The organism is Kribbella catacumbae DSM 19601, from assembly GCF_000372465.1.
Classification (GTDB): Bacteria; Actinomycetota; Actinomycetes; order Propionibacteriales; family Kribbellaceae; genus Kribbella; species Kribbella catacumbae.
This window is the reverse complement of sequence record NZ_AQUZ01000008.1, coordinates 22,486-36,096: the sequence shown is the minus strand read 5'-3', so window position 1 is coordinate 36,096 and position 13,611 is coordinate 22,486. Positions and strand designations below refer to the sequence as shown.

The 13,611-nt window shown below is 69.7% G+C and carries 10 protein-coding genes; 3 read left to right on the top strand and 7 right to left on the bottom strand.

Going from position 1 to position 13,611, the window contains the following annotated elements:
• The first annotated feature begins 15 nt into the window (after positions 1-15).
• Entirely contained in the window at positions 16-1,119 is a 1,104-nt protein-coding gene (locus tag A3ES_RS52120; protein WP_020386846.1) for a helix-turn-helix transcriptional regulator, read from the top strand.
• Positions 1,116-2,924: a right-handed parallel beta-helix repeat-containing protein gene (locus A3ES_RS0110925; protein WP_020386845.1), complete on the top strand. Its 1,809-nt coding sequence runs from the start codon at positions 1,116-1,118 to the stop codon at positions 2,922-2,924. The genes A3ES_RS52120 and A3ES_RS0110925 overlap by 4 nt, the downstream gene beginning before the upstream one ends.
• 273 nt (positions 2,925-3,197) lie before the next feature.
• Here the strand turns inward: A3ES_RS0110925 and A3ES_RS0110920 are convergent, their stop codons facing one another.
• Positions 3,198-3,809 carry a hypothetical protein gene (locus tag A3ES_RS0110920; RefSeq protein WP_157630450.1) on the bottom strand — a complete coding sequence of 204 codons (612 nt, stop codon included), beginning with the start codon at positions 3,807-3,809 and terminating at the stop codon, positions 3,198-3,200.
• Positions 3,810-3,939: 130 nt separating this feature from the next.
• Between A3ES_RS0110920 and A3ES_RS0110915 the strand changes: the two genes are divergently transcribed.
• Positions 3,940-5,451 carry a serine/threonine protein kinase gene (locus A3ES_RS0110915; RefSeq protein ID WP_026162752.1) on the top strand — a complete coding sequence of 504 codons (1,512 nt, stop codon included), beginning with the start codon at positions 3,940-3,942 and terminating at the stop codon, positions 5,449-5,451.
• A gap of 3 nt (positions 5,452-5,454) precedes the next feature.
• Here the strand turns inward: A3ES_RS0110915 and A3ES_RS0110910 are convergent, their stop codons facing one another.
• From A3ES_RS0110910 to A3ES_RS51180, 6 genes are all read right to left on the bottom strand, one after another.
• Positions 5,455-7,476 carry a transglutaminase TgpA family protein gene (locus tag A3ES_RS0110910; protein ID WP_020386842.1) on the bottom strand — a complete coding sequence of 674 codons (2,022 nt, stop codon included), beginning with the start codon at positions 7,474-7,476 and terminating at the stop codon, positions 5,455-5,457.
• Positions 7,473-8,627: a DUF58 domain-containing protein gene (locus tag A3ES_RS46870; RefSeq protein WP_085955555.1), complete on the bottom strand. Its 1,155-nt coding sequence runs from the start codon at positions 8,625-8,627 to the stop codon at positions 7,473-7,475. Before A3ES_RS46870 ends, A3ES_RS0110910 begins: the two co-directional genes overlap by 4 nt.
• A complete protein-coding gene (locus A3ES_RS0110900; RefSeq protein ID WP_020386840.1) occupies positions 8,624-9,619 on the bottom strand; it encodes an AAA family ATPase in 996 nt (331 codons plus the stop codon). Before A3ES_RS0110900 ends, A3ES_RS46870 begins: the two co-directional genes overlap by 4 nt.
• Complete coding sequence (locus A3ES_RS53940; RefSeq protein ID WP_020386839.1) at positions 9,613-11,418, bottom strand: fibronectin type III domain-containing protein; 1,806 nt, start codon at positions 11,416-11,418, stop codon at positions 9,613-9,615. Before A3ES_RS53940 ends, A3ES_RS0110900 begins: the two co-directional genes overlap by 7 nt.
• Before the next feature lie 78 nt (positions 11,419-11,496).
• Positions 11,497-12,807, bottom strand: a complete 1,311-nt coding sequence (locus A3ES_RS51185; protein WP_169501764.1) for an AfsR/SARP family transcriptional regulator — start codon at positions 12,805-12,807, stop codon at positions 11,497-11,499.
• A gap of 28 nt (positions 12,808-12,835) precedes the next feature.
• Positions 12,836-13,606, bottom strand: a complete 771-nt coding sequence (locus tag A3ES_RS51180; protein WP_020386837.1) for a FadR/GntR family transcriptional regulator — start codon at positions 13,604-13,606, stop codon at positions 12,836-12,838.
• Positions 13,607-13,611: the final 5 nt, after the last annotated feature.

Sequence of the window (13,611 nt, the reverse complement as noted above, 5' to 3'; positions counted from 1 at the left end):
CAGTGAGGTGATTCCATGAGCCAGACCGAACTCGTCGAAGACGCGCTGTCCCCGGACGTCGTCTACCCGCATGTGGTGGGAACGGCCTCGAACGTCACCGGCCCGCGCTCCGTCGGCCGCAAGCTGGCCCACCTCGGCGTGGATGCTGCTGCCGAGCGGATGTACCTGGTCGTGCTGGAACGCCCGTCCTGGACCGCCGCCGAGTTCGGCGAGCGCCTCGGCCTGGACCGGTCCGGTACCCAGCGGGTGACCAGGCAGCTGGCCGAGCTGGGCCTGTTGTCCCGCGCTGGACTTCCCGAGGTGATCCGGCCGTTGAACCCTCGGCTCAGCCTCACTGCACTGCTCGCCGAACGCGAGGCCGACCTGGCCCGGACCACTCGCGACCTGGAGCGCAGCCGGGTGGCCGCCGCGGAGATCGCCGGCGAGTTCGCCCGTCGCAACCCAGCACCAGCCGGCGACTTCTACGGCTCGCCGGACTGGGCGACCAGTCCAGCCGCCGCGCAACGCATGATCGAGGCCCTGCTCAGATCCGCCGCCGGTGAGGTCCTGGTGAGCAGCCCGGCCACGACAGCGGTCCCCGACCCGATCGCGGGACTACGGGAGCTAGGTACTGGCCAACTGGTCGCACCGGTCCGGTACCGCATCCTGGTGCCCGACGCAGCCCGCACCGACCCGGCACTGTCCCGGCGACTACTGCAGCTGACCCGCAACGGGGCCTACGTCCGTACTGCGTCCAGCGTCCCGCTCTGCGCCCTGGTGGTTGACGCCTCCACCGTCGCGCTACCGGCCGACCGCAGCGGACGCGGCGCGGTCAGCACTCTGCGGGTGGCCGCGGCCGTGAGCGCGGTGTCGGAGCTGTTCGAGCGGATCTGGCACACCGCCACGCCGCTCCGGCAGCCGACCGGCCTCAGCGAGACCTCGGGACTGACCGTGCGCGAGCGCGAGGTGCTGTCGTTGCTCAGCGACGGCGGCACCGACGCTTCGGCGGCTGCTCAACTCGGTGTGTCCGTGCGCACCGTCCGCCGGATGGTGTCGGAGATGATGGCGCGAATGGGCGCCCGCAGCAGGTTCCAGGCCGGCGCCAAGGCCGCTGAGCGCGGCTGGGTCGGGTCGCGGTGACCAGGAAACTGTTGGTCGCCGCCGACCGGCCGGGCGCGTACTCGACCATCGGCGCCGCGGTACTGGACGCACCCGACGATGCCGTCATCTCGATCGTGGCCGGGGTCTATCGGGAGACGATCGATGTCGCCGATCGCTCGGTGACTCTGCGGGCCGACGGTTCGGCCGGTGGCGTGGTGATCGACGCGACCACGACCCAGTCGCCGGTACTGCGGACCAAAGGCGGGCGACTGACGCTGCGCGACATCACCGTCCGGGCCGGGGACGCGGCGGCGGTACAGGTCGACGGAGGAACGTTGCAGGCCGAGCGTTGCACGCTGTCCGCAGGCTTTGGTCCGGCCGTGCTCGTCACCGGACCGGCCGAGGTCTCGGTATCGCACTGCACCGTGGACGGTGGCGAGCACGGCCTGGTGCTGGAGGACTGCACGGCGCTGATCGAGCACACCAAGATCTCCGACGTGGCCGGGGACGGCGTCATCGTGCGCCTGGGAGCCACCGTGACGATTCGCTCCAGCCAGCTGACCGGTTGCGGCCGGCGCGGTGTCTACGCGTACCAGTACGGTCGGCCGACAGTCGAGGACTGCGAGGTGTCGGGCACCTCTGAGACAGGCATCCTCATCGCCCACGACTCGACCGCAGTACTGCGGCACTGCCTGGTCCGCGACACCCGTGGACCAGCGGTGTCCTTCGGGCGCCGGTGCCGGGGCGAGATCGTGTCGTGCCGCTGGGAGAACACTGCCGAGCCGGCCCTCGACCTGGCTGAGCCGGAGCTCGTGAAGGTGACCGCGGCGGCAAGTGTGGAGTCCCGTCCCGTCGCGGACGAACCAGCTGGAACAGACGTCGAGTCGCTGCTCGCCGAGCTGGATGCGATGGTCGGTCTGGCGAGCGTGAAGGACGAAGTACGCAGCCTGATCGACGAGATCCAGGTCAACGAGTGGCGCCGGAAGGCAGGGCTGTCCGTCGGCAGTCTCAGTCACCATCTGGTCTTCGCCGGAGCGCCTGGTACCGGCAAGACCACGGTGGCGCGCATCTACGGCAAGCTGCTCGCAGCGCTCGGCGTACTGCCGAAGGGACAGTTCAACGAGGTCTCGCGACGTGATCTGGTCGGGCAGTACCTCGGACACACGGCGGAGAAGACGACCTTGCTGTTCCAGGGCGCCAAAGGCGGCGTGCTGTTCATCGACGAGGCCTACGCCCTGTCGCGGGCCGGGGCCGAGAGCGACAGTTTCGGCCAGGAGGCGATCGACACCCTGGTGAAGCTGATGGAGGACCATCGAGACGAGGTGGCCGTGATCGTGGCCGGCTACAGCGACGAGATGCTGGACTTCCTGGCGGCCAACCCCGGCCTGGCATCGCGCTTCTCGAAGACCATCGAGTTCGAGAACTACTCGCCCGACGAGCTGACGCTGATCGTCGACCGGATGATCACCGCGCACGAGTACGACCTCGATGCCCAGGCCCATCCGGTGCTGGTCCGGCACTTCGCGGAGGTCTCGGGTGCCGTCAACTTCGGCAACGCGCGCGATGCCCGGAGAGTGTTCGACCGGGTCCGAGCTGGGCCTCGGGCGTGCTGGCCGCATTGGCTTCCTGTTCGCCGATGGTCGCCAGTACTTCGCAATGAGCCCACAGCGAGGGAGCGACCCAACCCCACTGCCACAGCTCGAACGCCGCCGAGCTCACGATGGCCAGCGGTTCCAGGCCGGGTACGCCGATGGCGAACTGGTCCAGGTCGTCGGGGCGATTGCCGAGCCCGAGGAAGAGCGACGCCATCCGGTACTGATGGGCGAACGAGGCCGAGTCTGTGACCTCCACCAGGATCCCGCGACTCAGGAGCGCAGGCACGTGCTGCTCGATGTCCGGCAGGCCCAGGCCAGGGCCTGCAGCCACCAGATCGGCCACAGTCCACGCCCGGCCGTCCGGCTCGGCCGGGTAGTGGGCGAGCACCCAGGTAGCGAACTCGGCCTCCGTCAGCTGCTCCAGGGTGCGGCCCACACGCACCAAGTGATGAGTAGGCGCCTCTCCCTCGGCAGGCACGAACGGTCCGGCTCCATGACCGACCGGGAAGACTGCAATGGCCGTCACGGCTGGTACTCCGGTACTGCGAGGTCCAGGCAGGCCGCACTCGGTGCAAGCAGCGAGTGCATGGTCGTCAGCGCCGCGGTGAGCAGGCCTAGCGCGTCTGGGCTGTCCGACGTCGCCCGTTCCTCACAAGCGGCCAGCAGGTTCGGCGCGAGATGAGCCCACAACCACATGTCGTACAGAGTCTTGGTCATCCCGACGAGCGGCTGCTCCGTCGTACCGGCGGCGAACATCGTGCTGTACTTCGCCGAGTTGCCCAGGCCGAGGTGCAGCGGGAGCAGCCGGTGCTGCCGGGCGAAGTCAGCAGCGGCAGGGCTGTCCACGTCGACCTCCGCGAGCAGGCTCCGGGTCAGCAACTGGTCGACGAGTTCGGCCGCATTGCTGACCCCGCTGTCCGCGAAGGCATCCTCGACGCAAGCGCGGTCCCAGGGACCGGGAACTACCTCCGGTTCGTCGACCAGACCGTGAGCGAGCGACCAGACGGCGAACTCGTGGTCGGTCAGCTCGACGATCTCGCCCCCGAGCCGGACCTGCTGGACGTGGTCGTCCGGATCGCCGCCGGAGTAGTGCGTTCCGAGGCAATGGCCGATCGGGAAGATCAAGATGGTCACAGTCATCACCGTGGCAGGGATCCCAGGCGTTCGGCCGCTCCTTGCAGCATGTGGCCAGCGGGTGGCCGCACCCGTCACGGCAGGTATGCAGTATCAGTGCGGGCAAGCGAGGATAGGAGTCGTGACTGACATGGCAGGACCCGATCTGCTTCCGGATCTTCCGGGCTGTACGGACCTGGTTCTGGTCCGCTCAGGCGTCCCCAGGGTCTACCGGTGCCAGCGCCGAGGGACCGATGCCACCGCGTTGGTCTACCCGGCGCGGGTCGACTCCACTACGGCCACGGCCTTCACCAAGCAGGCCGAAGCGCTCGGCAAGATCAGTCACCCACAGGTCGCCCCCGTACTCGATGCCGGCCTGTCCGATGGGCTCCCGTACCTAGTCAGCGCACCTGACGCCGGCACTCTGGCCGAGCAGCTCCGGATCCGCCGGCTATCGCCTGCTGATCTGGCGGTCCTCGGCCGCTACCTCGCAGAGGGTCTTGCGGCGATCCACTCCGCCGGCCTGATCCACGGCAGCCTCACACCGGGGGCGGTTGTCCTCGCACCGGACGGCCGGCCGATGTTGTCCGGCCTCATCCTGGGCCTGGGTCAGCACACCGGCCACGCCTCACTCAACTCCCCCAGCCAGCTGTACCTTGCACCTGAAAGCCTGCGGGACGGCACCACCACAACGCTGTCCGACCTGTATGCGCTCGGCGCTGTCCTGCATGCCGCGCTCACCGGGCGACCGCCGCTAGCGGCCAGGATGGGCGAGACGGCAGGTGAGCACATCCTGCGGGTGCTGCACGAACCGCCTGCGCGGCTTGACGAATTGCCGGATCAGTTCGCCGACGTAGTCGGCCAACTGCTGGAGAAGGATCCAGCGAACCGTCCGCAGGATGCCGAGACGGTCGCCGCGTTGCTGGCGGCCCAGCAGACCGAGTTGACCGCAGCGGCCGCCTCCCGACCGGTTGTTCGCCCAGTAGTCGCGATGTCTAGTCCGCCCAGCGCCGAGGCGAGCCAGCCGCCACCACCCGCCACCGCGACCACGCTCCAGCGCCCCCGGCCTGCTCTGATGTCCCGCAGCCGGTTGCGATCCTGGCCGCCCGCCGTGCCGGCGCCCGACGCCGCCCAGCCGCGACCCAGCGCTGCGGCACAACCGGCGAAGGCTCAACCGGTCCCACGGACAAGCACGCCAGCTGCCGCGCCGCCTCCCAGCAGGACACCGCCTGCACCGGATCCAGCAGTCGAACCGCGCCCACCGCGGCGGCGAACCTGGTTGTTCGTGTCGGCCAGTGTGGCCGTCGCTGCCGCCTTGATCACAGCGCTGGCGATCGCCAACCGCCAGGACTCACTCAAGGCATCCCCCACAGCACAGTCGTCGCTCAGTCCGACGCCGGCGCTTTCAGTGCGGCTCAATCCACCCGCCGACCACAGCACCTACGTCGATCTCAGCTGGACGGGCGATCCCGGCCTGAACTACGTCGTGGTGATCGCACAGGTCGGCAAGCCGGCCGTCCCGAAGCTCGTGTACAAGCGGACGAAGCACCGGGTGGCCGTGGTACCGGGAGTGCAGTACTGCTTCGCCATCCAGGCAACCGACGGCATCAGCACGACAGAGACCAAGCCCCAGCCCGTCCGCGACGCACAATGCGACGCCTGACCGTCACCCAACCAGGCTGCGGGTACTGAGCGTCATCCTGATCCGGCGGGACAGTCGCCCCTGGATCAGGCCACGGCGTGCCTTGCGTACTGCGGACCACGCGAACTCCCGGTCCGGGTCGGAGTCCTGGCCCGACCACAGCGCCCGATCCAGGCATCCGGCCAGCAGCGTCATCGCTTGCCCCACAGGTCCATCGGCAACGCGGGCCAGGTCGCGAGCAGTCGCTGCTGCCGTCACCTGCATCCCGTTATCGCGCAGGAGATCCCGAGCCTCGGCCCACGCGCCGACCGTTCCCTGGCGTCGCCGTCTGCGCCGGCGGATGGCTTTGACAGCCGGTACTCCGACCAGCCACGCCAACAGCGCCGCCACAACTCCTCCGCCCGCGACCAGGAGAACAACCTGCCAAGGCCACTGCCGCCGCGGTCCGTCCGGTTGCGCCGACGGCGCGGCCGGTTCGGACTGATGCTCCCGCTCGATTTCCGTTGTCGGAGGCAACGATCGGCGCACCTTCTCGGCCGCACTCGCGAGTCCACGGCCGCCCGCCGTGGACTCGGCCGTCCCGGTCGGATCGAGCGGCACCCAGCCAACACCTTCGACGGCGACCTCGGGCCAGGCGAGGATGTCGGCGTTCCGGACGACCGATCCCTGCGGCTGACGGAACCCAACGACAAGCCGGGCGGGAAGGCCCAGCTGACGAGCCAGTACGACGTACGCCGCCGCGAACTGTTCCGAGGTGCCACGCTTGCTGCGCACCAGGAAATGGTTCAGCTGGGCATAGCCGTGACCGGTCGGCAGATCGTCACCGGTCGCGACCTTGTAGTGCGTGCGCAGGTACTCCTCGAGCACGAGAGCCATCTGGAACGACGGCCGCAGACCGCCACCGATCTGACCGGCCAACTGGTCGATACCGTCTGGCACCTGTCCCAGGTTCAGATCGAGCAGATCCGGTTCCACCCCCGCGGCCGAGAGCTGCTCGGGCTCGACCGCCGGATCGTCCCAGGTCACCGTGTACTGCGAAGGCCGTGCCTGGTCGGCCAGCAACGCACCCGACGCCGGATCGACCAGCAGAGCAGGCGCATTCGCGACCGACCGGGTCCGCGCCTGGCTGGGCAACCACGGCAGGGACCAGTCGACCAGCGACACCTCGGCCGTCTGCGCGCTGACCGGCACGGTGACGCGCGGGTCCAGCGGAAGCTCGCGGCCCAGTCGCTGGAACCGGGGTTCGACCGACCAGGTCGCGCCGTCGAAGGTATCCAGCGCGATCAGCGGCCATCTCTCGACCGGGTCATCCGTCCGCACGGTGAACACGACCGTGTCCGGGGAGCGCAGTCGCGCGGCGATCTCGTTCAGCGGGTTGCGGAGTACAGACGGCGTATCTGCTGGACTCGGCTTGGGTAGCTGCGCCGCGGGTCGGGTCGGCGGTACGAGTCCGAGAACGGTCGCGCCGACCGTCACCGCAGCCAACGCGGCAACCAGCCGGACCCACGCCGTACGATCGCCCGGCCATCGAAGCAGCACCAGGGCGGAGGATCCGGCCAGTGCCAGGCCGGCCAGCAAGGCATCGAGGCCGGTCAAGGTGACATACGCCTGCGAGAACCCGGCGACCGCTACCGCTGGGACCAGGCACCACGCGCGGGAGACTTGCAGTAGCCGGGCGCCAAGCAGGCAAGCGATCAGGACCAGGATCGGAACGAAGGTCACGAGCTCGGGGTCCGGCCGGGCCGGCCAGGTCGATTCGAGTGTCCGTCGCCAACCAGTGGTCACGCCGTGCCACAGGCTCACGGGACGCCCGGCAACACCAGGAACGACAGCCGCCAACGCGACCAGGCCCCCGGCCAGCGTCAGCGGCACACGCCATCGCGCGAGTCCCGGCCGACGGAGGATCGCCTCCTCCACGAAGTACGCGACGACCGCGACAGCCAGCGTCGGCCAGAGCACTGCCGTAGTACCGAAGACCGGGGCGAACAGCGACCCGGCCACCACGCAGGCGGCCAGTACGCCGATGATCGGGAGCCGTCGCTTCACGCCGCGGCACCAGTGGACAGAGAGCTCCAGGCATCGATAGCGGCCTGGGCCGTGCATGCCTGGATGAGGTAGATGCTTTGGTCGGTTCGGGTCGCTTGCTCGTCTGCGGCCAGGTCGAAGCAGACCACCGGCCAGTGGGCGGACTGAAGATCTGGGGCCAGGATGGCGGCACCTTCACCGCCAGTCAGCACCACCAAGGCTCCGCCATCTCTACCCGGCCGGAAAGAGCCGAGGTTGTCCTCGGCCGACTGTTGAAGCACGGCGAGCTCGTCGAGCAGATCGCTGATCGACTCCACCTCGTGGTCCGTACCGCTGGTCGTGTTCAGCCGCAGGCGATGGCCGGCCTGGGCGGACGCGACCATGATCGACGCCGCGACCGAGACGGCCGCTTCGAACTGGCCGGGATCCAGCACGGACGCACGAGTGTCGAGTACCAGGCGCAGGCGCGGCTGATCCGGGTCGGCGTACTCACGAACCATCAGCTGTCCGGTCCGCGCCAAGGCCTTCCAGTGCACGTAGCGAGAATCGTCGCCGGGCACATACTCGCGCAGCCGCCGCAGGTCGATCGACCCGCGCAAGGGGCCCGCGGACACCGGACCCTCGAAGTGGTGCCGGCGCCGGATGCCGGTCGCCGGGCCGGCGGCGTACCGGCGGGGGTGAACCAGGAGCGTGGTCGGCGAGCCGATCGTCACTCGGCTTGAGACCAGCCCCAGGGCATCGGTCGAGCTCAAGGTCAACGGCCCGACCGGCAGCGGGCCGCGGCGCGAGGTGGGTAGCTCGTAGTGGTACGTCGCCGCGCCGCCGGGCGCCAACGAGTCGACCAGCACCTGCGCCTCGTGCGTGCCGGCGGAATCGGTGGCGACGAACGAAGGCTGTCGCCGGCCCGACTCGTTGCGGACCATCAGCCGAGCCAGCGCGGGTTGCTCGCACTCGACCCGGTCGGGGTACAGCACCCGGTCGACGGAGACCCGCGGACGGCGAGGGAGTGTCAGGAGGCTGATGGCCACTGCGGCAATACCGGCGCCCGCCAGCACTTGCAGCACCGGGTAGCCGAGTCCCTGTCCCAGCGCGAGCAACGCGATCGAAGTACCGAGCACACCCCAAGCGCGCGGGGTGAGCCGAGTTTTACTTGCTACAGGCAACCACTTCATGTCACCGCGCCAAGGGACCACTGCCGGTCCCGGCGTACCGGGTTGCCGGGTGCGGGCGTCTCCTCCAGCACGTCGCCGATGACATCGTCCGCGGTACGCCGGGCCAAGGCGGCGTCCGAGGTCAGCACCAGCCGGTGAGCGAGCACAGGGCGGGCGATGCTCTTCACATCATCCGGCGTGACGAACTGCCGTCCCTCGGTGGCGGCGATGGCGCGCGCGGCCCGGACCAGGGCGATGCTGCCGCGTGGACTGGCGCCGTACCGCACCGAGCTGTGCAGACGCGTCGCCGCGGCGAGCTTCACCGCGTACCCCATCACCGCCTCGTTGACGTAGACCGACCGGACCGCGGTCACGACCTCCCGCAGCGTCTCCAGGTCGATCACCTGCTCGAGATCGTCCGGGGTCAGCCCGCTGCCGTCCAGTGCCACCACCTCGACCTCCGACTCGTGGTCGGGATAGCCGACCTCGATCCGCATCAGGAACCGGTCCAGCTGCGCCTCGGGCAACCGGTAGGTGCCTTCCATCTCGATCGGGTTCTGGGTAGCCACGACCATGAACGGGGTGGGCACCGGATGGGTCTCGGCGTCCACGGTGACCTGCCGCTCGGCCATCACCTCCAGCAGTGCCGACTGCGTCTTCGGCGTACCGCGGTTGACCTCGTCGGCGAGCACGACGTTGGCGAAGATCCCACCCGGGTGGAAGACGAACTTGCCCTGGCCCTGGTCGTAGACCACCACGCCGGTGATGTCGCCGGGCAGCAGATCGGGGGTGAACTGGATCCGGCTCGACCGGCCGCCGATGCTGCGCGCGAGGCCGCGGGCCAGGCTGGTCTTGCCGAGGCCAGGCAGATCCTCGATCAGCAGGTGCCCGCCGGCGAACAAGGTGGCGATCGCCAGCCGGACGACAAGCGGCTTGCCTCTGATCACCCGCTCGATGTTCCCGGCGATCAACTCGTACGCCTGCTGTGGGTCCAGGTCGCCGCGCTTCACCACACCGGGTCCTTACGGTTCGGCCGGACGCGCCGCCCACTGGCCTGCGGTACTGCGCCTGGCGCGCCACTACCTGACGGCCATGCCTGTCCCTGCTGCCGTTCCGGAGGCTTCGCCAACTTGTCCACCGCCGGTCCAGTGCCGACCTTGTTCGTCGCCGACACGGTGAAGATGTAGCTGACCATGTCGAACAACTGGGTGAAGGTGGCGCTGCGCTTGGTGCCGTCGACCACCATCGACCCTTCCGCCGGGAGACCGATGACGTAGGACCCGGGCGCGAGCCGGAACCGCACCGTGTACTTCGTGATCGCTGCCCCGTTGTTGCGAGCCGCGGCCCACGTCACCGTCCCCTTGCCATCTCCTCGTTTGACGGAGACCGACCCGGGTGCGCCGGGCGCGGAGACGCGCGGTGGGGTCGGTTTCGGGGTCGGCGGTGGCGTTGGCTTGGGCGTCGGGCGCGGTGTCGGTTTGGGGGTCGGCGTCGGCTTGGGCGTCGGGCGCGGCGTGGGCTTCGGGGTCGGCTTCGGCTCTGTGCTCGGAGTCGATTCCGGCTCCCTCGTGCGCTCGGGCTTCGGGCCCACCGTCAACCGCGGCCGCACTCGGATCGGTGGGAGCAACGTCGTCTTCGAGGTCGGGGCCGGTGTCGTCGCGGGGGTTGGCTTCGAGGTCGTCGGCTTCGGGGTCGGTTTGGTCGTCGACGTCGGCTGGGCGGACGGGGAGGTCGGCCGGTTGCTGCCGTCGGTCTTCACCTCGCTGACGCTGCCGTCGCCGTCCACCACGGTCACGACCGCGCCCGCGTCGTCGTCGATGTAGATTCGCCCGTCCTCACCCGCGGTCGCCCTCGGCTTCGCGGTCGCCTTGCTCTTCCCCGCGGCCAGGTTGTGAGTACGAGCTGCTTTGCCATCGGCATCGAAGGTCCGCAGTACGCGGCGGCCGGTGTCGAGTACTGCGATCGCCGAGCCCGTCGCGGCCAGCGCGTCGTACTTGCCAGGGTTCAGGGCGACGGTGATCGCCGGCTTGCCGGCCGTGACGAGGAGCAAACGATCGCCGGCCAGGATCGGGACCCGGCCGCCGACGTCCGACTGCGCCACCACGGAGGTGGCCGGCAGCGAGCCGTCCACGGCGAGTGCCACTGCTCGACCGGCGGCGTCACCAGTCAGCGGAGTCAGGGTTTGCTTCGCGAGATTCACGAACGCCGGCTTGCCGGCCATGCTGAGCAGGCCTCCCGCATCGCCGGCCGGTGCGCGGAGCGAGCAGTCCAGCTCCGTCGAACTGGCCGGGAGCCGGCAGAAGTGGTCGGTCCCGCGCAGCCACAGCGTGCCGTCCGGAGTCGCGATCGCGCTGGACACAGTGCTGCCCACGGCGATGGTCTGGTGCGAGTCGCCGAGCCGCACGATCTGACCATGCTGCCGGTACACCAGGTACGGCCCACCAGGGGCCTCGATCCCGAGCGGCTGCTCCGGAATCCCGGTCCTGATGGTGCTCTTGACGGTGAGATCGGACTTGCCGAACACGACCACCTGGTCCGACCCGACCACGTAGCCGTTGCTCTTGCCCTGCAACACCGGGCTGCCCGGCTCGGCCTGGACGCCGGATACCTCGGCGTCGACGTTCTTGCCTCCGCCGTCCACGCGGAACACCGCGCCGAGGGGCGAGTTGTACACCCAGTGTCCAGCCTGCTGGAAGGCGACTGCGGGAGCACCACGACCGAACGCGGAGAAGCCGATGAACGTGCCCAACAGGAGCGCCGTCACGGTCCACAACGCGACGGGTCGACGAAGCACGCTGGCGAATCGTGTCATTCCACTACCTTGCCCTTCAGCTGTCCAGCAGCGATCTGACGCCGATACATCCGGCCACAGGCAGGCCGGAACCGGTCGTCACGACGCGACCGACGGCATGCCGGGCCCAGCGGACTCTCCGAGTTCGGCGAGGTTGACGAGGACGGTGCCCTCCGCGTCACGGTCGTCGTGGGCGGCAGCGAGGCTCAGGGCCGCGGCGAACTCGGCGCGGGCCTCGGGGACCCGGTCTGCCCGGGTGTAGGCGATGCCCAGGATGTTGCGCGCGATCATTTCGCCGTACCAGTCATTGCCGGCGTGGGCAGCCGTGGCGACTCGGGCCACCAGTTGCGGCCAGTCGTCGAACTCGCCGCCGGACTCGACGTACTCGTGCATGGCGCTGGTGAACAGCCAGGCGCTTGCCACGTCCTGTTTCGCCAGGCTGTCGGCGATCGCGGCGATGATGCTGTCCCGTTCCGCCGTGAACCAGCCGAGCGCCGCGGGCGGATTCGTAAACGCCGCGTTGCGGTCAAACCCGCTGAGCGCCGCGGCCGCCTCGAGAACGGTCCGAAGATACCCAGCCGGCGCCTCGGATGACCGGGCTTCCTCGGATGCCTCGGGTTGCTTGCGTGGCTCGGGTGCCTCGGGCGACGGGCTGGGGCTGGTCGGTGCTTCGGCTGACAGGAGGCGTTGCTGGAGTTCGCGCAGCTCCGGCCCGGGCTCGGTGCCCAGCTCGCGGACGAGCGCAGTACGGGCTCGCTGGTACGCCGCCAGCGCGTCGGCCTTGCGTCCCGCGTCGCGAAAGGCCACCACCAGCCGGACCCAGACGCTCTCGCGCAGCGGATCCTCGGCCGTGAGGCTGGTGCACAACGCGATGGCGTCGGGCAGCCGGGCGGTGGCGATCAGCGCGTCGGCCAATCGCTCCCGGGTCGTCCAGTGCAACTCGGCGAGACGGGCCGCCTCGGGCTGGTGCGCCTCGGTCAGCAGCCCTTCGAACGGAGCGCCCCGCCACAACCCCTGCGCCCCTTCCAGATGACCTACTGCTTCCGCCGGAACGCCGGCTGCCAGCGCTTCGGTACCGGCTGACAGCGCAGACTCGAACCGATCCGTGTCGAGCTCGCCGGACTCCACCCGGATCCGGTAAGCACCGGACCGGCTCTCGATGCGCTGCCCCTGCTCCCCGAACAGCGGCAGCATCTTGCGCAGCTGCCAGATGTACGTGCCGATGTTGCGTTCGGCCGAGGCCGGTGGCGTCTGGCCGGCCCAGACCACGTCGACCAGCTCCGCGACGCTGACCCAGGCATTCGCCCGGAGCAGGAGCAAGGCCAGCAAACTGCGGGGCTTGCGGGCACCGATGTAGTTGATGGCGCCGGTGCCATCGACCTCGATCGGACCTAGCACGCGAAACAGCATCTGCATCCCACCTCCATCACGCCGCTGGTCAGGTCTCAAGGGGCTCCGCATCGTGGCCGGCATCGATCTGCAGGCCGGTGAGCATCTCGTCGCGGTAGTGGACGAGGTGAGTTCGCCACACCTCGGCAGCCTCCCGGGCCTCGCCCCGGATCACGTGCCGGACGACCCGCCGTACTTCGTCCACATGGCCTTCGCGGATGACCTCGGGGCGCAGGGCGGACGAGCGCAGTTCCTTCCACCGGGCCGTTTCGGTGTGCCGCAGAGCCTCTTCGAGGGCGGTCGCGAGGACCGGGTTGCGGGCGGCCCGGGCGACGGCGCGGTGGACCGGGAGGTCGCTTCGGTAGTGCCCCGTCCGCGCGAACTCCTCCTCGAGGTCGGCGCCGGCCTGCCGGAGTACGGCGATGTCCTCGGGATAGCGCTTCTCGGCGGCGAGCCTGGCCAGTTCGGGCTCGATCGCCAGCCGGGCCTCGAACACCTGGGTCGGGGTCATCTCGGCACCCCAGTTCGCGACGACGGCCGCGGACGCGACCACGACCGTGCCATGGCCTTGCCTGGATCGCACCAGCCCGGCCAGCTCGAGGCCCGCGAGTGCTTCGCGCAGCGTCGGGCGGCTGACCCCGAGGGTGCGGGCGAGTTCACGCTCGGCCGGAAGCCGGTCGTCGGGCCGGAGCCTGCCCTCCCGGATGGCCGCGACGACCTGGTCCGCGACCTGAGCGGGCGCACTCCGCGGCGCGACCACGGGAGCGAACGGGCCCGCGTCCTCGCTGGGGTCCGCTGAGACCTTCTCGGAGGTGTTCACGACGA

What these genes read in the sequence shown, in the direction of transcription:
- A3ES_RS52120 (WP_020386846.1), top strand. Translation starts at nt 16, where the DNA reads ATGAGCCAGACCGAACTCGTCGAAGACGCGCTGTCCCCGGACGTCGTC.
- A3ES_RS0110915 (WP_026162752.1), top strand. Translation starts at nt 3,940, where the DNA reads ATGGCAGGACCCGATCTGCTTCCGGATCTTCCGGGCTGTACGGACCTG.
- A3ES_RS46870 (WP_085955555.1), bottom strand. Translation starts at nt 8,627, where the DNA reads ATGAAGTGGTTGCCTGTAGCAAGTAAAACTCGGCTCACCCCGCGCGCT.
- A3ES_RS53940 (WP_020386839.1), bottom strand. Translation starts at nt 11,418, where the DNA reads ATGACACGATTCGCCAGCGTGCTTCGTCGACCCGTCGCGTTGTGGACC.
- A3ES_RS51185 (WP_169501764.1), bottom strand. Translation starts at nt 12,807, where the DNA reads ATGCTGTTTCGCGTGCTAGGTCCGATCGAGGTCGATGGCACCGGCGCC.